Origin of the sequence: Serratia fonticola (assembly GCF_001006005.1) — a bacterium.
Classification (GTDB): Bacteria; Pseudomonadota; Gammaproteobacteria; order Enterobacterales; family Enterobacteriaceae; genus Chania; species Chania fonticola.
In genome coordinates, this window is record NZ_CP011254.1 from 5,418,063 (window position 1) to 5,439,268 (window position 21,206).

Sequence of the window (21,206 nt, forward strand, 5' to 3'; positions counted from 1 at the left end):
CTTTAAGCACACATTCAGGCAAACGGGAGTAGAACATGGGATATCACAACGTTCTGGTTACGGTGGCAGTCGCGGCGGACAGCCACCGGCTGGTAGAGAAAGCCGTCTCCATCGTGCGCCCCTGTGATGGGAAAATCACGCTAGTCAGCATCATTGCCAATGCCGAGATTTTCCCCGCCCCCATGCTGGGTGACCTGCGTGCGTTGATGGAGGAAGAGACGCTGCTGTTTATGGAGGAACTGTGCCTACGGGCAAACTATCCCAATATCGCTACGCGGATCATTCACGGCGAGTTGGGCGACTGCCTGGCCTACGCCAACCAGAAGCAACCCTTTGATCTGGTCATCTGTGGCAACCATAGCGATAGCATGATGAATAAAGTGGCCTGCTCCGCCGCGCGCTTTATCAATACCAGCAGCATTGACGTGCTGATCGTTCCGCTATAATGCACAGTCATCACCTCCAGTTGGCTATTCAAGGTGGACCGCTTTTTTCTTCTAACAAATTAAGTGAGTCGTAAGCAATACCTGCTCGCCAATGAAGCATCGTTTACTCTACAATTCCCCCTTAATATCATCATCAGCGTCAATATATGATATCGGAATTATCGCAACCCCATCAATATACCCAATATCAAATATCACTGTTACCTATGGTTAACAACAAGATTTCGGTCGTTATTTTTCATCACGATATAAGAAAGTGTTCAACGAGCATTCCGTCACCGCAACTATTACGCAATACTTTTCAACACGGTTCCCGCTACGCTTTTTACGTTATCGCATAAGTGCGCACATAACGCTATTTTCCACTGCGACAGATTAACTAGACTAGCCAGTACCTGAACGCCTTTCGTTCAACACCGTCGCCAAGGAGTCATCGATGTCTCAGCAAGCGCATAACCGCCGTTTTGTTTTAGCTTCACGCCCTCACGGGGAACCGCAGGCAGACAATTTCCGCCTCGAAACCAACCCCCTCCCTCAGCCCGCAGCAGGGCAGTTGTTGCTGCGCACGGTTTATCTTTCATTAGATCCCTATATGCGTGGCCGTATGAGCGATGCGCCCTCTTATGCCCCCCCGGTACAGATAGGCGAAGTGATGGTCGGCGGCACAGTATCCCGCGTGCAGGCCTCACAACATCCAGACTTTAACGTTGGAGATTGGGTGCTCGGTTACGATGGGTGGCAAAGCCATGCGTTGTCGGACGGCAGCGGCCTGCGTAATCTGGGCGCCAAACTGGATCACCCTTCCCGGCTCCTTGGCGTATTAGGGATGCCCGGGTTTACCGCCTATATGGGGCTGCTGGATATCGGCCAGCCACAGGCGGGCGAAACCTTGGTGGTCGCGGCAGCCAGCGGAGCCGTAGGTTCCGTGGTAGGTCAGATTGCCAAGCTGAAAGGATGCCGCGTGGTGGGTGTGGCGGGTGGCGCAGAGAAATGCCGCTATGTGGTGGATGAACTGGGATTTGATGCCTGTATCGATCACCGCTCGGCCGACTTTGCGGCCCAACTGGCGGAAGCCTGCCCCCAGGGCATCGATATTTACTATGAAAACGTCGGCGGCGCAGTGTTTGATGCGGTTATTCCTTTGCTCAATACCAAGGCACGTATCCCCGTCTGTGGCATTATCGCCCATTACAGCGCGACCGAGTTACCACCTGGCCCAGATCGCTTGCCGTTGTTACAAGGCCTGATCCTGCGTAAACGCATCAAGATGCAGGGTTTTATCATCTTCGATGATTACGCAGAAAGCTTCGGCGAGTTTCTACAACAGATGGGGGAATGGGTCAGCCAGGGCAAGATCAAATTCCGCGAGGACGTAGTCGACGGGTTAGAGAATGCCCCTCAGGCCTTTTTCGGACTGCTGAAAGGGAAAAACTTCGGCAAGCTGATTATCCGCGTCGCCGAGGAGTGATCCTCTGTTCAGGGCGCTATGCGCCCTGAACCCTTTACGCAACGTTCAGATCTTGGTTACCGACTGGCAAATCTCCAGATCAAAGTAACCATCAGCCACGCAATCATTGAGATAATGTTCATAGCAAACGCCCTCAGACGGCCGATAGCCGCTGGCGGGTAACAGTTGCTGGTAAAAATTACGCCAAGGGGTGGCGAAATCCCCATCGGTGATCCGCACCCGGTACACGGCGTACTCTCCTGCGGGCAGGGTTTGTATCACCATGTTTTCGCTGCCGGCAGGCAGCACAAAATCATCGGCAACGGTAAACACCACGTCGGCACGCAGGTTTTCCGCTGCGACCTGGTTCGGATCGTCCCAATAGAGTACCAGCCATTTCCCCACGGGAATGCCTTGCCGTTGTTGCCAGGCCATCAGTTGCTGAAAACCCAGTGGGACTGATTGCGCATAAGGCCCCACAACCCGCACGCCAACGGCCTTTTCTACCGGTTTTTGCTCAATTCTTACCGCCATTGTCATCACTCTTCTCGCCTATGTCCGGAACAGTAGAGTCAAGCGCCAATTTCGGTTCGTACATCCAGCAATTCAGGGAAAAATGTCAGTTCTAACGCCTTCTTCAAGAAACTAACGCCGCTGGAGCCGCCGGTACCCGATTTAAAACCAATGATCCGCTCGACCGTTTTCATATGGCGAAAACGCCATAGATGGAAGCTTTCCTCGATATCCACCAGCTTCTCGGCCATTTCGTAGGCCGCCCAGTAGGTTTGCGGATTATCGTAAATCAGTTTGAACACCGGTAACAGCTCTGGATTGCGCTGGTAAGGCTGGGTCCAGTCTCGTTCAATGCATGCCTGAGGTACCGCAAGACCGTGGCGGGAAAGGTAGCGGAGGAATTCGTCATACAGGCTCGGGGCTTCGAGGATCGCTTTCAGCGCCGCATGTTTTGGCGCATCGTCGCTGAAGACGGCCAGCATGGCGGCATTTTTGTTACCCAACAAAAACTCGATCGAACGATATTGATGGGATTGGAAACCCGAAGAGTTACCCAGCACACCACGGAACTCCACATATTCCGACGGGGTCAGCGTTTCCAGCACCGCCCATTGTTCAAACAGCAGGCGCTGGATCTGCTTCACCCTGGCCAGGATCTTGAAGCAGTGGCTGAGCTTATCCTGCTGCACCAGAGTCCTGGCTGCCTGCAGTTCATGCAGCATCAGTTTCATCCACAGTTCCGAAGTCTGGTGCTGTACAACAAACAGCATTTCATCATGATGCTGTGGGTTGGAAAGTGGCTGCTGACAATCCAGTAGTTGATCCAGGCACAGGTAATCACCGTAGCTCATGCGCTTGGAAAAATCGGTGACGATGGCGCTTTCTAGTTCCCGCTGATTCATGTTCTCTCCCATGTCGCTCACGCTTTTGGCAAACGTGACGCGCATTGCTGGTTAGCAAGTGAAGAGAAGACAATAGTTCATACTGGCAACATTAACGTAACAATTAACGAGAGCTGCCTCGCAGATCTGGTACTGACATCAGGTTTAAACGGGCGCTGCATGCAGCACCCATACAAACAGAACATTCAGAGCACATCCAGCAGCCATTTTTGCGCCGGAGTCAGTCGGCTAGCCGTTTCTTCCTTCAACCAGCGGCGCTGGTCTTGCTGAGCGATATCTGCGCGGTCGATATAGAGTGCGTGCAATACCCTCCGCCGGGTACCGATTCTGTTCTGAGTCCCTCCATGCCAGGTGTGCGCGTTGTAGATCATTACGCTACCGGCAGGGGCTGCAAAAACAATTTCATCGGGATGTGCCAAATCGGGATCGGCCAATACATCTTCCGGCAGTTCCGGCCGCAGGTGCGTTCCGGCGATAATCCGCGGCGCGCCGTTCTCCGCACTCAAGTCATCAATCGCCCATATCGCATTGACCAGGTGTACTTTGGGAAAATCGGGGCGCGGTTTTTTCCAGTCGGCATGCAGAGGCTGATGGCCGCCACCGTGCAAGGCTTCACGGGCATTGAGGCTCGATACCTTGAACTCACCGTTGAAAATATAGCGGCAGGCAGACAGGATCAGCGGGTGCGACCACACCTTTTCCCACACCACACCTTTATTCACCATGTTGGCAATGCGCGTTGCCGTCGCTTCCTGATGGTGCTCAATGGCCAGGTTATCCCCTTCTTTCTCCACCAGCTCATCAATAAGATTGCGCATCGCCACCAGCCAGTCAGGATCGGCCACGTTGTGCACCACGGTATACCCCAACGTATCAAGCTCCTGCTTCATCTGTGCCGTTAACTCGATGCCGGCTCCTAAAGCCTCCAGGTATATCTCGGATTGACGCTGCATCATGATTTCTCCATTTACTTTTTGATAACATAACGGCAAATTTACTGGAAGCCTGGGCCAAAAACAGGGGGCTTTTACTACGAAATACTGGACACAGATGTACGCCAGCCAAAAATGTGACCTGGGTCATAAATGTGCAAAAGCCCCTTGAACGCAGGGAAATAACACCTTAATTGCGCTGCCCGCTTGGGTTTACCATCATTCCTAAATGCATCGTTAACCGCCGAAGCGCACTGGAGATCGCGATGTCTGAAACGCTAGTTACCCTGCTTGAACAGCTGATTGCCCATCAGAATGCGATCCAGGTAAGGTTCCCTGAACCCACTTTTCCCGCCCCGCCCCTGGCCTTCTGCGTGCCTTTTCCGCGGCTTGAAATAGTGATCGAAGGGGAAGTCGAAGATCAGTGTCTACCTCTGGCAAATAACACGCTCTCCAGCTATCAGGTGCTTTATGTCCCCGCGGGCAAATGGAGTTTTCCGCAATGGACCCAGCCAGCCACCACGCTGAGCATCTTGTTCAGTAAGCAAAAGCTGGGTTTCAGCCTGCAAAGATGGGACGGGCAAACGCTGTGTGAAACGCAAAAACAGCACGTTGCACGGCGTGGGCCCAGAGTCGGCTCATACCTGCTACTAGCGATGAATGAGGTTTTGCTGCAACCTGATGCTTTGACCTCGCAGCTGATCTTTACCGGGTTGGTCAGCCACTGCCTGGAACAGCTCGCAGGCCAGGGGCAAACCGTCAGTAAAAGCCAGGAACTGCTGCTGGCCATACAGGATTACCTTGATGACCACGCCGGGCTGCCGTTAACACGGGAAGGCGTTGCCAAACGATTTCATATTACCCCTAACTATCTGTCCCATCTGTTCCAAAAATCTGGCCCAGTCGGTTTCAATGAGTACATCACCGGGGTACGCCTCGAGCGGGCGAAAAATCTATTGCGTGGTTATGATCTGAAGATCAAAGAGATCGCTCATAACTGTGGGTTCGACGACAGTAACTATTTTTGCCGGATATTCAAAAAGCATACCGATCGTTCCCCATCTGAATACCGCAGGCATTGCCGCAGCATGTAGCAATATTGCTGATTGGCGTAGGGGGCCGCATGATGCAGCCCCTAAGAAACGGGCGATTGAGGTTTATCGCCGGGCATAACGCCCGGCTAAAACGTAGATTAGAACCACTTGCCAAAGCGGCGGATGTAGAAACGCTTCATCAATTGCGCCACCACACAGTAGCTGACCAGCGTGGCCACCAGCCAAGGGAAATACTCCCACGGCAGCGGTTGCAACCCGACCCATGCCCCGAGCGGCGAGAACGGAATATAGATACCGAGTGCCATAATAATCCCGGTGGTCAACAACACCGGCAGCGCCGCCGTGCTCTGAATGAACGGGATCTTCTGGGTACGCAGCATATGCACTACCAGTGTCTGAGACAGCAATCCTTCAATAAACCAGCCGGACTGGAACAGAGCTTGATGCTCTACGCTATTGGCGGCAAACACGAACCACATCAACGCATAGGTAGTGATGTCGAAAATCGACGACGTCGGCCCAATCCACAGCATAAAGCGACCAATATTCTTGGCATCCCATTTGCGGGGTTTACGCAGGAACTCTTTGTCCATCTTGTCCCACGGCAGGGAAAGCTGGGAAATATCGTACATCAGGTTCTGTAACAGCAGGTGGATCGCCAGCATCGGCAGGAACGGAATAAACGCACTGGCCACCAGCACAGAGAACACGTTGCCGAAGTTGGAGCTGGCGGTCATGTTCAGATACTTGATGATATTGCCGAAGGTTTCACGCCCTTTGATCACCCCTTCTTCCAGCACCATCAGGTTCTTTTCCAACAGGATGATATCGGCAGATTCCTTGGCGATGTCAGTACCTGTATCGACAGAAATGCCCACGTCGGCATCGCGTAACGCCGGGGCGTCGTTAATGCCATCCCCCAGGAAGCCCACGGTGTGGCCATTAGCCTGCAACATTTTCAGCACGCGTGATTTTTGCAGCGGCGTCAGCTTGGTGAATACCGTACGCTGCTCAACTTCACGCATCAGATGGGCATCGTCCATCTGTTCAATCTCCAGGCCGGAGAGCGGAGTTCCCGGTTCCAGGCCGACATCACGGCAGATTTTACAGGTGATTACCGGGTTGTCGCCGGTCAGCACTTTCACCGCTACGCCATTTTCCTGCAGGGCAGCAATCGCTTCACGAGCGCTCTCTTTTGGCGGATCGAGGAAGGTCAGCAGGCCTTCGATCACCAGATCGCGTTCATCCACAATGCTCAGTGGCAGAGTGCAACCTTCCAGACCCAGATCTCGCGTTGCCAGCACCAGCACGCGGAAACCATCTTCATTATACTGGCACGCCAAAGCCTGCAAATCGGCACGGCGAGCCTCGTCAAGCACCAACACCTCCTGCCCGACACGGACGTGAGTGGCGATCTCCAACATCTCTTCAACTGCACCTTTGCAAATCAGCAGTTGGCGCTGTTGTTCATCCTGTACCACGATCGACAAGCGACGACGTATAAAATCAAACGGCAGCTCATCAACCTTGCTGTAGCGCCCCAACGCCTCAACGCCTGGCTGGCCCTGGCCAAAACGGATCACCGCCTGATCCATCAGGTTCTTCATGCCGCTCTGATGGAAGCTGTTCAACCAGGCTAAATGCAGCACGTGGTTATCCTTGCTGCCATTCACATCCAGATGATGTTCCAGAATGATGCGATCCTGCGTCAGGGTGCCGGTTTTATCGGTACAGAGCACGTCCATCGCGCCAAAGTTCTGGATCGCATTCAGCCGTTTGACCACCACCTTGCGGCGCGCCATGGCAATTGCGCCTTTCGCCAGGTTCGAGCTGACGATCATCGGCAGCATTTCCGGCGTCAGCCCCACGGCGACCGCCAAGGCAAACAGGGCCGCCTCCGTCCAGTCTCCCTTAGTGAAACCGTTAATCAGCAAGACGATCGGCACCATCACCAACATAAAGCGGATCAGCAGCCAGCTAACGCTGTTTACTCCACGGTCAAAGGCAGTTTGCGAACGGGTACCGACGATCGACTTAGCCAGGGAGCCAAAGTAGGTGCGGCCACCGGTTGCGACCACCACCGCCGTCGCCGTTCCGCTGGCCACGTTGGTGCCCATCAGGCAAATATTGGCCAACTCCAGCAGTTCGCTTTCGCTGGAGGCATCGATCTCGCTGGACTTTTGGCTCACGTCGGCCAAGGCATCGTATTTTTCGATCGGAATAGCTTCGCCGGTCAAGATGGCCTGGCTGATAAACAGATCGCGTGAGCTAAGCAAGCGGAGGTCCGCGGGTACCATATCCCCGGCGGAGAGCTGAATAATGTCGCCCGGAACCAACTCGCGAATGGGAATTTCCACCGCTAACGCCTGAGTGCTGAAATTACTACGGCGCAACACCGTTGCCGTAGTACGTACCATCGATTTAAGTGATTCGGCCGCTTTATTGGTGCGGTATTCCTGCCAGAAACGCAGCAAACCACTCAACGCAACCATGATCAGGATAATGATGACGCCGGTAAGATCGGTCTCCTCACCGTTTTGCATGGGCAACCAGTAATCAGTAAAGAAACTGATCCCAGCCAGCACCATCAGCACAAAGATAAACGGGTTGTTAAACGCGGTGACTAACTGCACCAGCGCATGCGGTGCCTTCTCATGGGCAACCTGATTACTACCGAAATACTGCAAACGTTCCTGGGCATCTTCCTGAGTTAATCCGATGCGGTTACAGTTTAAATTAGCCAACGTTTGATCGAGGCTGTTCTTTGCCTCGAGAGCAATGGCATACGGCTCGCGCTGTTTATCACGGCGGCGGCTATTTTCTTTAATATGGGTCATGACGCTATTCTCTTTTTTTACTTTGCACACAGGGTTACCCCGCCCGTAATAACGGGTGAACATGCACAAAGTGGAATTTACTTACTTTACTTCATTAACGTAATATTTATTCCATTAACATACCCTATGGATTTCAAGTTGTAGCTAGGCGACAAGCTTACTCATCCCCAGGAGCTTACTTTTCGTAAGTGACTGGGGTGAGTAAGTGCAGGTAACAACGCTACAACTTGAAAGACGACGGGTATATGCAGGATAAATAAAGTATCTGGGGTAAGTTTGCATAACACCTCCTTATCACCTTATTGGTGAAGGTTATTTATCGTTAAACGGGTAATTCTGACGCCACGCGCCAATGCACGGCACTCACGCTGCGTTCTAAACTAATCCGGCAGACAATACCCTCAATCTCTTTTTGCGCGGCCGGATTAGCCACAATTTCCGCACAGACTTCCAACTGACCAGGAATGGCAATATCGGCGCTACGCAGCGATTGCAGACGTAATGCCACGCCGTTCAATGCCTGAAGGATCAGGGTGCGAACCAGGATTTCATCCTGCTCCCCGCAGGTGACCTGGACGCGATAACGCAGCTCCAGATCCACCGCCTGCTGCTGGGGTTGCAGGTTAATGCGCTGCGCCGCTTCACGCAGCAGGATATTGGCACACAGGATCACCAGGGTGGCGCAGACGGCTTCCCAATGCTGCCCCAGGCCACATAGCACGCCGATGGCCGCAGAGCACCACAAGGTGGCCGCCGTGTTCAGGCCGCGGATATTCAGCCCTTCCCGCATAATCACACCGGCACCGAGAAAACCGATACCGGAAACGATCTGCGCCGCAATACGCCCCGCGCTGGAAGGCTCGGTGTCAAAAGAGCTCAGGATAAACACTGCGGCCCCGGTCGCAACCAAAGAATTGGTACGCAAGCCCGCCATACGCTGACGCCATTGACGCTCGGCACCAATAACGGCACCCAGGCCCATTGCCAGGAATAAATTCAGGATAAAAGGAGTCATAGCCATGATCTTCCCCTTAATTAATCATTGAGGTTGAATCATGTGCTGTTAAGCACACGCGAAATCGCGCCGATAATTAATCAGCGGGTCAGCGTTTGAGTGCCCGGAGGGAAAAGGCCGTGGTGATGGTTAAATACCATAATAATATCCGAATCAATACGCCCAATGCGCAAGCGCCTCGGGGACAACAATCATGTTCGGGTTGGCACAGCTCGGAATAACTAGAGAGGGGTGCTGCCCGCCGTGTTCGGCAAGCAACAAATCACGGGAGATTGGTCAACTTGCCTTTATTATTTCGCTACTACTGCAACTGTCCAATTGGTTTTCTCCACGGTGATTTTGGCTGGAGTATAGTGACATGAGGTTGTGAAGTAAAGGTTATATTATTAAACGAAGACTAAACCGAATATTCCCCTTATTTAATAACTGTTATAGGAACAATAATATAAGAAAGCTAATCGGGCGCCGCAATGCGGCCCCCCTACGCTACGAGCCGTTGTTGTAACCAGCTCAGTAACGCTGCTACCTCAGGCGTTAAACCGGCGGTTTGTGGCCACACCAGATAGACATCGCTATCGTTCAAATGCAGCGCAGCCGCCAATGGCACCAAGCGCCCTGCTGTAATCGCATCCTGCGCCAACACGGCCTTCACCAACGCAATACCAAACCCCTGCTCGGCTGCGCGCAGCAGTAACCCTGCATCGTTGAACAGCGCTAACTGTTGCCCACCGCCAATTCTCCCTACGGTGCTAAACCAGCTATGCCAGGGAGTGACGTCATGCTCAAGCAGCGGGATCTGTGGATCTCCAGCATCAAACGCCTCCTGCCATTGCCTGGCCAGCTCCGGGGTCGCTACCGGCAGCACCACTCCTGAGGCGATACGCTGAGCCTGAACGCCTGGCCATTGGCCATCACCAATGCGGATCGCGGCATCGAATCCTTTGCGGCCGAGATCCTGAATCACCAGCGAGGCGTCAATATCCAACCGGATCCCAGGACAAGCACGATGAAACTCCGCCAATCTGGGCAACAACCAGTAATGCGCAAAGGAAGGCAGCACGCTGATGCGCAACATCTGGCTGACCGCTACCCGTCTGGCTCGGTCAACGCCCTGTTGCAAAGCGAGTAAGGCAGGCTCAGTTGCCGCCAGCAGTTCGCGCCCCGCAGCATTCAGCCGTACCCCACGCCCGAAGCGGTCAAAGAGTGGGTAGCCAATAGCCTGTTCGAGCTGCTGAATTTGTTGGCTAACGGCACCATGAGTCAGGCTGACGCGTTGCGCCGTGGCACGCAAATTCTCCAACTGGGCAGCGATCACAAAGGTTGGCAAAATATGCAGAGGAAGACGTTCATTCATTGCTGGTTAGCCTTGCTATCCAAAAGGGTCATTTTTTATCGATATTAGCACTAATCAGGATCGCCTATAGTGCAAACATATTGACCCCGAACCCAAGGCATAACCATGCACCCACGTTTGCAGCAGGATCTCGACGATTTACCCCGCATACTTGACCATACCAACCAATTGGCGCAGGGCTTCCTTGCCAGCTTGAGCCAGCGCCCGGTATGCCCGCCGTTGGCCGAACAACAGTTGCAAACCGGTGACGATCGGCTGGCCGAAGAGGGTTGCGGGGCATTAGCGGCGTTAGAAGAGTTTTGGCAACGCTATGAGGCTGGCCTTTCCGGCAGTGCCGGGCCGCGTTACTTTGGTTTTGTCACCGGCGGCAGCACCCCTGCGGCGCTGGCTGCCGACTGGTTGGTTAGCACTGCCGACCAGAATAGCCAACTGAGCAATGATACCGTGGCGGCCGCGATCGAACTGGCAACGATTGAGCAATTGAAAACCCTGCTGCAACTGCCCACCGACTTCAGCGGTAGCTTTGTCAGCGGTGCCACCATGGCCAACTTCACCGGGATCGCCATCGGCCGCCAGTGGTTAGGGCAGCAGCGTGGGATCGATGTGGCGCAGCTTGGCTTGGCCGCCTTGGGGCCAATTCAGGTCCTTTCCGCCAATGCCCATGCCAGCAGCGTGAAAGCGCTCAGCATGCTCGGTATTGGGCGTGATGCTTTAAAGTCTATTGCCAGCCAGGCTGATTGCGAAGCTATAGATATCGAAGCGCTGGAGCGTCATCTTGCCGCCACACCAGATATCCCGACGATAGTGCTCGCCAGCGCAGGCACGGTAAACACCGGCGTTTTCGACGATCTGCCCCGCCTGCTGGCACTACGTGCACGCTATCCCTTCTGGTTACATGTTGATGCCGCCTTTGGTGGGATCGCGGCCTGTTCTCCCCGCTTGGCCCATCTGCTGGACGGTTGGCACCAAGCGGACTCAATCACCGTAGATGCCCATAAATGGCTGAATGTCCCTTATGACAGCGCCATTCAATTTACCCGTCACCTGGCATTGCAGATGCAGGTGTTCCAGAATCACTCGGCCTATCTGGAGGCCCCCACGTTGCGCCCAGACAACTATTTGCACCTGACGCCCGAGAACTCGCGGCGTTTTCGTGCCCTGCCCTTGTGGATGGCATTGAAAGCCTACGGCAGCAGCGGTATGCGGGAGATCGTCGAGCGTAACGTGACGTTAGCGCGATATTTAGGTGACGGATTGGCGGCCAGTGAAGGCTTCCGCCTGCTGGCCCCAGTGGATCTGAACATCGTGTGCTTTGCGCTGAAGGGCGTTACAGGCGATGCCACTGCCGCACGCAACCGCTTCATCGATCGTTTGGATCGGCACGGCTTAGTGCGCTGCACGCCCACCAGCTATGCAGGCCAACCGGGTATTCGGGCAGCCCTGGTGAATTGGATGACTGAAGAGCAGGATATTACTTTGGCGTTGGCATCAATGCAGGCTTGTCGGGCTGAGGTCTGAAAGTGACGAGGCGTTGTTTCTGCTGGCCGTCGGTTGTGATATTCAGCGGCGATAGCCAGGCGGTAAACGCCTCGCGCAATACCGGCCATTCACCATCGATGATGGATAGCCAGTCCGTGTCGCGGTTGCGCCCCTTTCTGGTCATCGCCTGGCGAAAAGTCCCCTCAAAGGTGAAGCCCATACGCAGTGCAGCCTCGCGAGAGGGGGCATTCAGGCGATCGCATTTCCATTCGCAACGGCGAAAGCCCAAGTCGTCAAAAACGTGCTTGAGCATCAGAAAGATGGCTTCACTCCCCATCGCTCGCCGCTTCATCAAGGGTGACCAGTTGATCATCCCCAACTCGACCACCCCGTTGGGTTGGTCGATGTTCAAGAAAGCACAGGTGCCGACCGCTTTACCGGTAGTCGCATCGATCACCGCCAGGGTGTTTCTACCCTGGGTTGCCAGCTGTCGCTGCAAGTACTGCTGGAAAACAGGCAGCTCCGTGGGGCGTTCACTAGACAAATAGGTCCAGTCACGCCCGTCTTCCGCCAGTTGGTAGGCATGAAACAACTCATCAGCACGGCGCGCGATATCCATCGGCTGCAAGCAGCAGAAACGCCCTTGGAGACTCTGTTTTCCCGGCTCACCCGCAGGTTGCCAGCCCTCAAGCGCTGCACCAATGGGTTGCCCAAACTGATTGTGATCCACCTGTCCTCCTGATCGTGAGTTGAAATCGCATCTAGCAGCATTTCGTTGTCTCTGCGCAGTAAGAAGATACGTCAGGAAAATCGATATGTCGCGGATAAGTTATTCACTCTGCAATCATTAACAAATGAAATAATTTACATTAGTTATTTAATTAACGACCACATGGTTAGCAGAACTACTTATTTTGACTTGATTCCGCTCATAAACGCCTTCCTCAAGTACATAAAAGTAACTAAGAATCGTTACCATTGGAGCCAATACATTGATACAATCAATTGAATAAGCAAACTTAATGGCGTTTGGTGATGAAACAGAAGCAACAAAATCAGTCAAAAGACCGCCAACTCTGGCGTCACAGCAAGCCATAAGCTACCCTTAAGAATCATCTTATTAACGGAAAATAGTACCACGATGAAAATAACTAACCTTAGCAACAAATTTAAGGCTGACTACCCGGCGTCCAGTGATATTTCCAGCCGCAAAATCGCCACAGCATAATAAGTCGACTTAAGCTAAACTGATGCTTTTGATAGATTTAAAAATATAATTCGAAAAGACGTTGAGTCATGCCGGTTTTATTGATAGAAAGTTGCATTCATAAGATGTGATTTTTTTATAACTTTTAGCCTTTTATCTTCAGGCTTTTCTTTTTATAACCGCGTGGAAACGGACTTAAGTGGGAGGCTCTATGCCAATAATCATTATGGATTCATGCAGTTACACTAGATTAGGATTAACTGACTACCTGACGTCGCATGGGTTGAAAAAGCGTCAGATTAGCGCTGTCAATCATATCGACGGTCTGCATGAGAAGTGCGCAAAACTTAAGCCTAATATGGTATTTCTGAATGAAGACTGCTTCATTCATGAAGCGGATGCGACAGAAAGAATAAAACGCGTGATATCTCTTAATCCCGATACTTTATTCTTTATTTTCATGGCCATCACCAACGTACATTTCGACGATTATTTATACGTCCGCAAGAACGTTATCATCTCGTCAAAATCGATTAAACCGCAAACCATGAGCCAGTTGCTTAACCACTACCTCGAAAGAAAGCTGGTTCGCCCGGAAAAAAGCTCCCTGGATCAGACACCTGTCACACTAAGCCAAACCGAGTCAAACATGCTGCGCATGTGGATGTCCGGCCAAGGCACCATCCAGATCTCAGATCAAATGCAGATCAAGGTGAAAACCGTCTCTTCCCACAAGGGAAACATCAAAAGAAAGATCAAAACCCACAACAAGCAGATCATCTACCATGTTGTCCGCCTGACCGACACGCTTACCAGCGGCATTTTTGTCAACAGCCGCTAATAGCCATTACGGCCAAATAAAGCGACAGCGGAACGCTGTGGTGTAGAGTACGACAGAAAAACGCCCGTTTTCAGCGGCAATGCTGCCGCTACGGGTATTTAGGCAGGCTTTCAACACCGCATGACCATGCGGCCAGGTTTCAGCCCGCCAGCCAGACCGGCGGCAAGCTGTTAATTGCAGGCAAAGATTTAATCCTGTTCAGCACTGCGCAATTCTACAAAGGTGCCATCGCGGCTATCGATCTCATTGAAGAACCACACGCCCGCCGGGTAATCTTCCAGTGACACCAGATACATCGTGCCTTCATTAAACACTTCCACTTCCAGCACTACCCCTTCCCGACGAGGGCCGCCGTCGGTCTTTACCGTCACCAGATCGTTAACTTTCATGCTCTACCTCGTTATTTATCTCGGATATCAGTCTATTACAGTTGACGAAAAGAACCCACCATTGCGTAATGCGGCGATGACTACTAAAGCTTAGCAGAATGTCAGGCTGGTCTTTCAGAGCTCTGACATACGACCGTGAACGGTTTTTCCGCCTACTGGCCCAAATCGCAGACACAAAAAAACCCGCCTTGGCGGGTTTTTGTTAATCAGCGAGAGGCCGATTAGATAGCGGTAACGTTAGCCGCTGACGGACCTTTAGCACCGTTCTCGATAGAGAACTGTACGTTCTGGCCTTCAGCCAGGGTCTTGAAGCCTTGATCCTGGATTGCAGAGAAGTGTACGAACACGTCTTTGCTGCCGTCTGCAGGAGTGATGAAACCAAAACCTTTAGACTCGTTGAACCACTTCACTTGACCTTTGATCATGTTAGACATGTTGAATTCCTTCAATAAAAAATTTAAGCCACCATGGGCATGAAATAGCCGGTCATCAGTTACTTATGGAGGCACTAGAAAGGAAATTCGTCAGTGAAGAGCTATCAAGGATAACGCTTTAAATTTGAACTACTTTACTCAAAATGTCGTGCATAAATAGGTCTGTACCACAGGCCGAGAATCATTAACTCATGTTGGGCGTTTAATAGCAACTCTTTTTAGCTCGTGAGGCTGGAAAGGGAGAGCGAACGCACAGAATTTGCTCCCCGCTGGCGAAATTATCGGCGTTATCTTGTGGATTTCACTGACAATGGTGGTAACGCAGCGCCGCAAAATTTACAAAACTTCGCCTCGGTTTCATGCCCACCACAGTCGCATTGCACACAATGGCGCTCTTCCCGATAGCGCCGCATCTCCTGCGACATGTAGGCGGTCAGGATGCCCGTAGGCACCGCAATAATCGAATACCCAACCAGGATCAGCACAGAAGCCAGCATCCGCCCTAAGGCCGTATGAGGCACAATATCGCCGTATCCCACGGTGGTTAACGTGACTACCGCCCAATACATCGACGCGGCAAGGCTGGTAAATCCGCCAGCGCCCCCTTCCACCGCGTACATCAAGCCGCCAAACACGCACAGCATCACGCCGACAAAGCCAAAGAACATCGCCAGCTTATGGCGCGCCAGCTTGATGCTGCGCCAGACAATACCCATCTCGCTCATGTAGCGTAACAGTTTCAAGACTCGCAACACGCGCAGTATCCGCAACACACGCAGCAGAACGACATACTCCACCGCCATATGCGGGAATAGCCAGATGATATACATCGGCAGCATCGTCAACAGATCGACAATGCCAAAAAAGCTGATGGCATAACGCTCTTTACTCGGCGTGCACCACAGCCGCAACAGATATTCCGCAGTAAAAATGACGGTGAAAAAGACCTCAGCCAAAAGCAGCTGATGAAGCACTTGAGCATTGGGGGTATACACCGAGCTGCCGCCGGGTTCGAGAAACAGCAACAGCACGCTGAGCAGCGCCGAACTCACCCAGAATAACTGCATCCTGCGCCCGATTCGGGTTTGGTTACCGAACAACAGCTGGTAGCTACGCTGGCGTAGGGTCTGTTTGCGCACTTTGTTGGTCATAATCTGATGTCTGGTAAAAAGATTTACTCACATACTAGATCCGAACCTGCGCACCACCAAATTTAACCCGTGACAGGGTCATGAGAAAACGAGCGCCAAAACGCAGAATGGCCCGACGTCATATTTTCATCACAAAAATGTCACAATCCAGCCATATGATGGTTAGCGATTATCCGCTCCGGGTTAACACCAAGGATTTCGCCTATGAACACCGTAAAAGCCATTAATCACCAGCAGGCAGAGACGCTGATCCGCTCAGGATCGGCGAAAAAGATTGAGCTGGCCTATGACATTGACAGCGACGATTTTTTCCAGCTCGCCAGCCTGTGGTGCGATCAGGGTGCCAAGATTTCCAAAGGCAAAAAACACTTTATCGTCTCGCTGAAAGGTTTTCGTATTCCGCCAAACGACTGATCCTCTGCCCTCTTTGCGGCGGTATCTCTGCTTGTCGAGACAAAACCGCCCTTTCGCACACATGCCAACTCTGTTATCCCTATAAGATAATCCAGCCGGGAATACCCCGAATACGCAGATTGATCAAGGAGAACGGCATGTCATCCAACGCACAACTACCTGAAAACATGAAAGTCATCGAAATCAGCCAGCCGGGCGAACCAGAGGTTCTGGTGAGTGCTGAACGCCCGTTACCAGTATTGGCCCAAGGTGAAATACTGGTGAAAGTCGCTGCCGCCGGCGTCAACCGCCCAGATGTTATGCAACGCCGAGGGCAATATGCCCCACCTCCGGGCGCCTCGGACATTCCCGGGTTGGAAATTGCTGGCACGGTGGTGGCCGTTGGCGTTGGGGTACAACGTTATGCCCCGGGTGATGCCGTATGCGCGCTGATCGCCGGTGGGGGCTATGCCGAATACTGTAAAGTGCATGAAAGCAATGCGCTGCCGGTCCCTCAAGGCTTCAGCATGATTGAAGCCGCCGCCATGCCAGAAACCTTCTTCACCGTTTGGGTCAACGTATTTCAACGTGGCCATCTTCGGGCCGGGGAAACCGTGCTGATCCACGGTGGTACGTCAGGCATTGGCACGGTTGCCACCCTGTTGGCCAAAGCCTTCTGCGCCTATGTCATCACTACCGTTGGCTCTGAAGAGAAACGTGAGGCCAGCCTGGCGTTGGGTGCCGACGTCTCCATCAACTATCGCACCGAAGATTTTGTCGAACGGACCAAAACCGCCACCAATGGCAAAGGGGCCGATGTCATCGTCGATTTGATCGCGGGGGATTACGTGGAGAAGAACTACCGTGCCGCCGCAATGGACGGGCGTATCGTACAGATCGGTACGCAAAACGGCGTAGTGAAAGAACTGAACCTGATGCCACTGCTGCTGAAGCGCCTGACCCATACCGGCTCAACGCTGCGGGCGCGCAGTGTGGAAGATAAAGCCCAGATCGCTGCCGAACTGGAACTGAAAGTGTGGCCGTTGCTGGAACGCGGGGAGTTAAAACCGCAGATTTTCCAGACGTTCCCGTTGGAGCAAGCCGCACAGGCCCATGCCTTGATGGAGTCCAGTGCGCATATCGGTAAAATTATGCTGACCCTGTAATGGCAACCCTCCGGCTAGAAACCGGAGGGTAAATATCAGCCGAACAGTTTACCTTTCAGCAAATCCATCCCGGCGCTCATCAGATCGCCGCCCTGTGGCTCCTGACCATTGGGTGACAGTTTGTCAGTGATCATCGGCAAATACTGGGCAATCAGGGCAGAAGCCTGCGCCGGATCGATCCCCAATTTGCCTGCCAGTTGTGCAATGGCATCGGTACTTAACGCTTGCTCAACGTGTTCACCGCTGATTGGCTGATTTTCACCCGTACCGATCCAGGAGGCGACCACGTCCGCCAGATTTCCCTGGCGGAATTTGTCCAGGATAGCCGGCAGCCCCCCTTGCTGTTCAACCCACTGCAAGATGGCGCTGTAATCCATACCTTTACCACCGCTCAATGCCCCGACTAACCCATCCAATAATCCCATCGCTATCCCCTTCTCAAACGCTGTACGTTTGTCGCATTTAAAAGAAAAGGGCCGCCGCAGCGACCCCTATTGATCGAACCCGGCTTAGCTTCTGATCTTTCTGTAGACAAAAAGCACCACCAGAGCACCGATAACGGCAACCACAAAGCTGCCCAGGTTAAAGCCATCAACCCGGCCCATACCGAAGAAGGTACTGATATAGCCGCCGACAACTGCACCTACCACACCCAGGATCACGGTCATGATAAAGCCGCCGCCGTCTTTACCCGGCATGATCCACTTGGCCAAAATACCAGCGATTAACCCGAAAACGATCCAGGAAATGATACCCATTTTTACTCTCCCTAATTGACCTATTGCCCAAACTTGCTGGCAATACCTTTATCAGACGCTTTCCGTCAGAGACCACCCTCTGACAGTATTTACGTCTCTGTACCTTATTACTATAGTCAAAAATCAGCGAGTTACCTACCTCTTGCAGTCTGAAAATCACCGTGTGCAATTTTCATCCAGCTGTCATCTTGTGTGGCGATAATCAGCTATACTAAATGATGCTCAACCGAACTTCGACCGAGGATAGCGCCATGAGCAACCCCCCTTTCATGCTGTTTTTGGTTTTGGTTTATACCTTGGCCGCCGTGTGGGATGGTTCCGCTGCGCAGTTGTTTATGTGAAAGTCGTCGGCCAATCAGTCATTAATCATTCCTGACCAAGACGTTTTTATTCTATTCGGCGTTCCTTTGGTCGAACATCTTCACCCCCCTACAAATTCAGCAACCTTGCAGGGCATGTGATCCAAGAGGAGGAACTATGTTGATTCAACCCTATCTGTTTTTTGCCGGTGACTGTGAGCAAGCGGTGAATTTTTATGCTCAGCAGCTAAACGGCAATATTGAAATCATGATGCGTTACCAAGATATTCCGGCAGAGGAGCAGCAAAATGGGCCGCCCAATGCCGATCCTGAGTCGATTATGCATGCCAGGCTGGTGATCGGGGATAACGTCATTATGGCATCGGATGGATGCCCGGCCGATCCAGGCGGGCCGACACATAGTGGGTATTCACTGTCGATCCTCAGTGAAAACGTCGAGAAAGGCGAGGAGGTGTTCAACCGGCTAGCCCAAGGTGGCAGCATCACCATGCCTTTCCAACCGACCTTCTGGGCCAAGGGCTTTGGCATGCTGACCGATAAGTTCGGTGTCAACTGGATGGTCAACGTCGAGTAGCCGCATGGTGTAGTGCCTGGCTGTGAGGATAGGTACTGCCCAGCGCTAACGATGCCAGCTAGAAGCCACCAGGGAGAACAAGACAAACAACACCAGCAACAATATCAGAGCCAAACGCCAGACAGGCATTTTGCGCCGCTGGTAGGCGATAATCATCAACCCGGCCAGCGCCAGAAGCGTAAACGGGTAATATACCGCCAGCGTCAGTAAAACCTGCATCATTGCGTCAGATAGTGCTGCCATGCGCCTCCCAAGGGCCAATTTATGCTGAACATATCCTGAAAATATAACGGAACATGCAAGATGAAAATATAAGGGTTAAGATTGTTCGCAGTCCCCGACCCCAACTGATTCCATGACAGGAATGCTATGTTAGCGCCGCAGCTCCCGCCCCAAAAACAGCCATTACCCGGGAAAAAGAAAAACTCGCCGTTACTCTATCAGGCAGGCGTGTTTGTGATTATCGTCGTGTTCACCCTGATCATGTTCAATGCCTGGCAAATCTGGAACTCTCATCAACGTAACCTGCAAATTGCCGCAAATGATTCAGCGAATCTGGCCCGCTCGCTGGCACAGCATGCCGAGGATACCTTTGCGCAGGTAGACAATAACCTGGTCGATCTCAGCGAACGTATTGAAACCGATGGCCTAGGCCAACCCCAGCGTTTACGCCTGCAAAAAGTCATGCAGACGCAGGCCAGCAACTTCCCGCAACTGCACGGCAGTTTTGTCTATGATGCCCAAGGCAACTGGCTCCTGACGTCCAACGGTAAACCCCTCAGCCATACCAATAATGCTGACCGGGCGTACTTTAAATACCACGTCACTCATAACAATAATACGGTCTATATCGGCGAGGTGATCCGTAGCCGCTCAACCGGCGATCTGATTATCCCGGTATCACGCCGCCTGAACCATGCGGATGGCAGCTTTGCCGGCGTGGTGATTGCAACGCTGTATGTCGATTATTTCCGCCAGTTTTACAACACCTTTGCCCTTAACAACGACGCCTCCCTCAGTCTGGTGCTGGCCGACGGCTCCATTTTGTACCGCCGCCCATACAATGAGGATGCCATCGGGAAAAACATCTCCCACAGCCTTTTATTCCGCGAAGTTCTGCCGCACTCACCCTTTGGCAACGTCACCATGGTCTCACAGTTCGATAATGTAGAACGGGTTTATGGTTATTCGCAGGTGGAACGTTATCCGCTAGTGATCACTGCTGGGCTGTCGAAAAAAGACGTGCTGGCCGACTGGCGTAACGATGCGTCACTTTTTGCACTCGGTGGAGGAGTCCTGCTGTCCATACTGCTGGCCCTGGGGTTGGTACTGATACGTCAGATTAATCAAAGCGTACAGACCGAAGTCGAGCTGGTGCGCACCCGTGATCAACTGACGCTGATGAACCACACGCTGGAAGAACTGGCCTTGCTGGATGGCTTGACCGGCCTGGCCAACCGCCGCCAGTTTGATATCGCACTGAAAAACGAAATGACTCGGGCGGCGCGCAACGATCGCAGCGTAGCCCTGTTGATGCTGGATATTGATTATTTTAAACAGTTTAACGATATCTACGGCCACGTGGCTGGGGATCAGTGTTTGCAACAGTTGGGCCGCATGCTGCAAAGCATGGTCAACCGCCCTGGCGATCTGATGGCACGTTACGGCGGTGAAGAACTGGCAATTATTCTGCCGGATACCGATCTTCAAGGCGCAATCGCCTTTGCCGAACGGGTTCTAGAGGGCATCCGGCAGTTGAAGATCGCCCACGCAGGCAGTCCGCTGGGGATTATCACCGCCAGCATAGGTGCCAGTGCTAAAGTCCCGCACCCGTATAACGATACGCCGCTGAGCCTGGTCAGCGTGGCGGATAACGCCCTGTATACGGCGAAAAAAGGCGGTAAGAACCGGGTTTGCAGCCTCTAGGGCTCAGAATAGTTAGGGTAGATCATTTCAGCAAATCATGGGGCATCTTAACATGATGCCCCGACGA

General features: G+C 52.7%; 22 protein-coding genes. 9 read left to right on the top strand and 13 right to left on the bottom strand.

The window, feature by feature from the left end; all coding sequences use genetic code 11:
- The first annotated feature begins 35 nt into the window (after window positions 1-35).
- Both uspC and WN53_RS24090 read left to right on the top strand, forming a co-directional pair.
- Window positions 36-446: a universal stress protein UspC gene (uspC, locus tag WN53_RS24085; protein WP_024485779.1), complete on the top strand. Its 411-nt coding sequence runs from the start codon at window positions 36-38 to the stop codon at window positions 444-446.
- A gap of 436 nt (window positions 447-882) precedes the next feature.
- A complete protein-coding gene (locus WN53_RS24090; protein ID WP_024485778.1) occupies window positions 883-1,914 on the top strand; it encodes an NADP-dependent oxidoreductase in 1,032 nt (343 codons plus the stop codon).
- 45 nt (window positions 1,915-1,959) lie between these two features.
- Here WN53_RS24090 and sbmC read toward each other — a convergent pair whose 3' ends face one another.
- The 3 genes from sbmC to WN53_RS24105 form a co-directional block, all read right to left on the bottom strand.
- Window positions 1,960-2,427: a DNA gyrase inhibitor SbmC gene (gene sbmC, locus WN53_RS24095; RefSeq protein ID WP_046808338.1), complete on the bottom strand. Its 468-nt coding sequence runs from the start codon at window positions 2,425-2,427 to the stop codon at window positions 1,960-1,962.
- A gap of 38 nt (window positions 2,428-2,465) precedes the next feature.
- On the bottom strand, window positions 2,466-3,308 hold the full coding sequence (gene kynA / locus WN53_RS24100; RefSeq protein ID WP_024486569.1) for a tryptophan 2,3-dioxygenase: 843 nt from the start codon (window positions 3,306-3,308) through the stop codon (window positions 2,466-2,468).
- Between the two features lie 185 nt (window positions 3,309-3,493).
- Entirely contained in the window at window positions 3,494-4,261 is a 768-nt protein-coding gene (locus WN53_RS24105; RefSeq protein WP_024486568.1) for a phytanoyl-CoA dioxygenase family protein, read from the bottom strand.
- A 245-nt stretch (window positions 4,262-4,506) separates the two neighbouring features.
- Here WN53_RS24105 and WN53_RS24110 point away from each other — a divergent pair, with 245 nt between their 5' ends.
- Window positions 4,507-5,334, top strand: a complete 828-nt coding sequence (locus WN53_RS24110; RefSeq protein ID WP_024486567.1) for an AraC family transcriptional regulator — start codon at window positions 4,507-4,509, stop codon at window positions 5,332-5,334.
- Window positions 5,335-5,432: 98 nt separating this feature from the next.
- On the opposite strand, the gene mgtA is transcribed toward WN53_RS24110, so the two are convergent.
- The 3 genes from mgtA to WN53_RS24125 all read right to left on the bottom strand — a co-directional run bounded on the left by mgtA (window position 5,433) and on the right by WN53_RS24125 (window position 10,501).
- Window positions 5,433-8,132: a magnesium-translocating P-type ATPase gene (gene mgtA / locus WN53_RS24115; protein WP_024486566.1), complete on the bottom strand. Its 2,700-nt coding sequence runs from the start codon at window positions 8,130-8,132 to the stop codon at window positions 5,433-5,435.
- Window positions 8,133-8,454: 322 nt separating this feature from the next.
- Window positions 8,455-9,153 carry an MgtC family protein gene (locus WN53_RS24120; protein ID WP_021180910.1) on the bottom strand — a complete coding sequence of 233 codons (699 nt, stop codon included), beginning with the start codon at window positions 9,151-9,153 and terminating at the stop codon, window positions 8,455-8,457.
- A gap of 475 nt (window positions 9,154-9,628) precedes the next feature.
- Window positions 9,629-10,501, bottom strand: a complete 873-nt coding sequence (locus WN53_RS24125; RefSeq protein ID WP_024486565.1) for a LysR substrate-binding domain-containing protein — start codon at window positions 10,499-10,501, stop codon at window positions 9,629-9,631.
- A 105-nt stretch (window positions 10,502-10,606) separates the two neighbouring features.
- Between WN53_RS24125 and WN53_RS24130 the strand changes: the two genes are divergently transcribed.
- Window positions 10,607-12,019, top strand: coding sequence for a pyridoxal phosphate-dependent decarboxylase family protein (locus WN53_RS24130; protein WP_046808339.1), 1,413 nt, complete (start codon window positions 10,607-10,609; stop codon window positions 12,017-12,019).
- Here the strand turns inward: WN53_RS24130 and WN53_RS24135 are convergent.
- Window positions 11,973-12,710 carry a GNAT family N-acetyltransferase gene (locus WN53_RS24135; protein ID WP_024485577.1) on the bottom strand — a complete coding sequence of 246 codons (738 nt, stop codon included), beginning with the start codon at window positions 12,708-12,710 and terminating at the stop codon, window positions 11,973-11,975. The two genes, WN53_RS24130 and WN53_RS24135, sit on opposite strands and share 47 nt — an antisense overlap.
- A gap of 688 nt (window positions 12,711-13,398) precedes the next feature.
- On the opposite strand from WN53_RS24135, the gene rcsA reads away from it, so the two are divergent.
- On the top strand, window positions 13,399-14,028 hold the full coding sequence (rcsA, locus tag WN53_RS24140; protein WP_024485578.1) for a transcriptional regulator RcsA: 630 nt from the start codon (window positions 13,399-13,401) through the stop codon (window positions 14,026-14,028).
- A gap of 188 nt (window positions 14,029-14,216) precedes the next feature.
- Here rcsA and dsrB read toward each other — a convergent pair whose 3' ends face one another.
- From dsrB to WN53_RS24155, 3 genes are all read right to left on the bottom strand, one after another.
- Complete coding sequence (gene dsrB / locus WN53_RS24145; RefSeq protein WP_021180904.1) at window positions 14,217-14,417, bottom strand: protein DsrB; 201 nt, start codon at window positions 14,415-14,417, stop codon at window positions 14,217-14,219.
- Between the two features lie 221 nt (window positions 14,418-14,638).
- Entirely contained in the window at window positions 14,639-14,851 is a 213-nt protein-coding gene (cspE, locus tag WN53_RS24150) for a transcription antiterminator/RNA stability regulator CspE (protein WP_004946278.1), read from the bottom strand.
- 287 nt (window positions 14,852-15,138) lie between these two features.
- Window positions 15,139-16,002: an ion transporter gene (locus tag WN53_RS24155; protein WP_024485579.1), complete on the bottom strand. Its 864-nt coding sequence runs from the start codon at window positions 16,000-16,002 to the stop codon at window positions 15,139-15,141.
- A gap of 204 nt (window positions 16,003-16,206) precedes the next feature.
- Between WN53_RS24155 and WN53_RS24160 the strand changes: the two genes are divergently transcribed.
- Window positions 16,207-16,416, top strand: coding sequence for a hypothetical protein (locus tag WN53_RS24160; protein ID WP_021805739.1), 210 nt, complete (start codon window positions 16,207-16,209; stop codon window positions 16,414-16,416).
- Window positions 16,417-16,553: 137 nt separating this feature from the next.
- The gene (locus WN53_RS24165; RefSeq protein WP_024485580.1) at window positions 16,554-17,561 is read left to right on the top strand and encodes an NAD(P)H-quinone oxidoreductase; all 1,008 of its coding nucleotides are present in this window, start codon (window positions 16,554-16,556) and stop codon (window positions 17,559-17,561) included.
- A 35-nt stretch (window positions 17,562-17,596) separates the two neighbouring features.
- Here WN53_RS24165 and WN53_RS24170 read toward each other — a convergent pair whose 3' ends face one another.
- Window positions 17,597-17,986 carry a YidB family protein gene (locus tag WN53_RS24170; RefSeq protein ID WP_021180899.1) on the bottom strand — a complete coding sequence of 130 codons (390 nt, stop codon included), beginning with the start codon at window positions 17,984-17,986 and terminating at the stop codon, window positions 17,597-17,599.
- Between the two features lie 84 nt (window positions 17,987-18,070).
- A complete protein-coding gene (locus WN53_RS24175) occupies window positions 18,071-18,319 on the bottom strand; it encodes a GlsB/YeaQ/YmgE family stress response membrane protein (protein WP_021805741.1) in 249 nt (82 codons plus the stop codon).
- Window positions 18,320-18,796: 477 nt separating this feature from the next.
- On the opposite strand from WN53_RS24175, the gene WN53_RS24180 reads away from it, so the two are divergent.
- On the top strand, window positions 18,797-19,213 hold the full coding sequence (locus WN53_RS24180) for a VOC family protein (RefSeq protein WP_024485581.1): 417 nt from the start codon (window positions 18,797-18,799) through the stop codon (window positions 19,211-19,213).
- 45 nt (window positions 19,214-19,258) lie between these two features.
- Here the strand turns inward: WN53_RS24180 and WN53_RS24185 are convergent, their stop codons facing one another.
- Window positions 19,259-19,456 (bottom strand): hypothetical protein, encoded by a 198-nt coding sequence (locus tag WN53_RS24185; protein WP_024485582.1) that lies wholly within the window; start codon window positions 19,454-19,456, stop codon window positions 19,259-19,261.
- A gap of 126 nt (window positions 19,457-19,582) precedes the next feature.
- On the opposite strand from WN53_RS24185, the gene WN53_RS24190 reads away from it, so the two are divergent.
- Window positions 19,583-21,139 (top strand): sensor domain-containing diguanylate cyclase, encoded by a 1,557-nt coding sequence (locus WN53_RS24190; protein ID WP_024485583.1) that lies wholly within the window; start codon window positions 19,583-19,585, stop codon window positions 21,137-21,139.
- The last annotated feature ends 67 nt before the right edge of the window (window positions 21,140-21,206 follow it).

Coding starts and splice junctions, on each gene's coding strand:
- uspC (WP_024485779.1), top strand. CDS start 36: ATGGGATATCACAACGTTCTGGTTACGGTGGCAGTCGCGGCGGACAGC.
- WN53_RS24090 (WP_024485778.1), top strand. CDS start 883: ATGTCTCAGCAAGCGCATAACCGCCGTTTTGTTTTAGCTTCACGCCCT.
- sbmC (WP_046808338.1), bottom strand. CDS start 2,427: ATGGCGGTAAGAATTGAGCAAAAACCGGTAGAAAAGGCCGTTGGCGTG.
- kynA (WP_024486569.1), bottom strand. CDS start 3,308: ATGAATCAGCGGGAACTAGAAAGCGCCATCGTCACCGATTTTTCCAAG.
- WN53_RS24105 (WP_024486568.1), bottom strand. CDS start 4,261: ATGCAGCGTCAATCCGAGATATACCTGGAGGCTTTAGGAGCCGGCATC.
- WN53_RS24110 (WP_024486567.1), top strand. CDS start 4,507: ATGTCTGAAACGCTAGTTACCCTGCTTGAACAGCTGATTGCCCATCAG.
- mgtA (WP_024486566.1), bottom strand. CDS start 8,132: ATGACCCATATTAAAGAAAATAGCCGCCGCCGTGATAAACAGCGCGAG.
- WN53_RS24120 (WP_021180910.1), bottom strand. CDS start 9,153: ATGGCTATGACTCCTTTTATCCTGAATTTATTCCTGGCAATGGGCCTG.
- WN53_RS24125 (WP_024486565.1), bottom strand. CDS start 10,501: ATGAATGAACGTCTTCCTCTGCATATTTTGCCAACCTTTGTGATCGCT.
- WN53_RS24130 (WP_046808339.1), top strand. CDS start 10,607: ATGCACCCACGTTTGCAGCAGGATCTCGACGATTTACCCCGCATACTT.
- rcsA (WP_024485578.1), top strand. CDS start 13,399: ATGCCAATAATCATTATGGATTCATGCAGTTACACTAGATTAGGATTA.
- dsrB (WP_021180904.1), bottom strand. CDS start 14,417: ATGAAAGTTAACGATCTGGTGACGGTAAAGACCGACGGCGGCCCTCGT.
- cspE (WP_004946278.1), bottom strand. CDS start 14,851: ATGTCTAACATGATCAAAGGTCAAGTGAAGTGGTTCAACGAGTCTAAA.
- WN53_RS24155 (WP_024485579.1), bottom strand. CDS start 16,002: ATGACCAACAAAGTGCGCAAACAGACCCTACGCCAGCGTAGCTACCAG.
- WN53_RS24160 (WP_021805739.1), top strand. CDS start 16,207: ATGAACACCGTAAAAGCCATTAATCACCAGCAGGCAGAGACGCTGATC.
- WN53_RS24165 (WP_024485580.1), top strand. CDS start 16,554: ATGTCATCCAACGCACAACTACCTGAAAACATGAAAGTCATCGAAATC.
- WN53_RS24170 (WP_021180899.1), bottom strand. CDS start 17,986: ATGGGATTATTGGATGGGTTAGTCGGGGCATTGAGCGGTGGTAAAGGT.
- WN53_RS24175 (WP_021805741.1), bottom strand. CDS start 18,319: ATGGGTATCATTTCCTGGATCGTTTTCGGGTTAATCGCTGGTATTTTG.
- WN53_RS24180 (WP_024485581.1), top strand. CDS start 18,797: ATGTTGATTCAACCCTATCTGTTTTTTGCCGGTGACTGTGAGCAAGCG.
- WN53_RS24185 (WP_024485582.1), bottom strand. CDS start 19,456: ATGGCAGCACTATCTGACGCAATGATGCAGGTTTTACTGACGCTGGCG.
- WN53_RS24190 (WP_024485583.1), top strand. CDS start 19,583: ATGTTAGCGCCGCAGCTCCCGCCCCAAAAACAGCCATTACCCGGGAAA.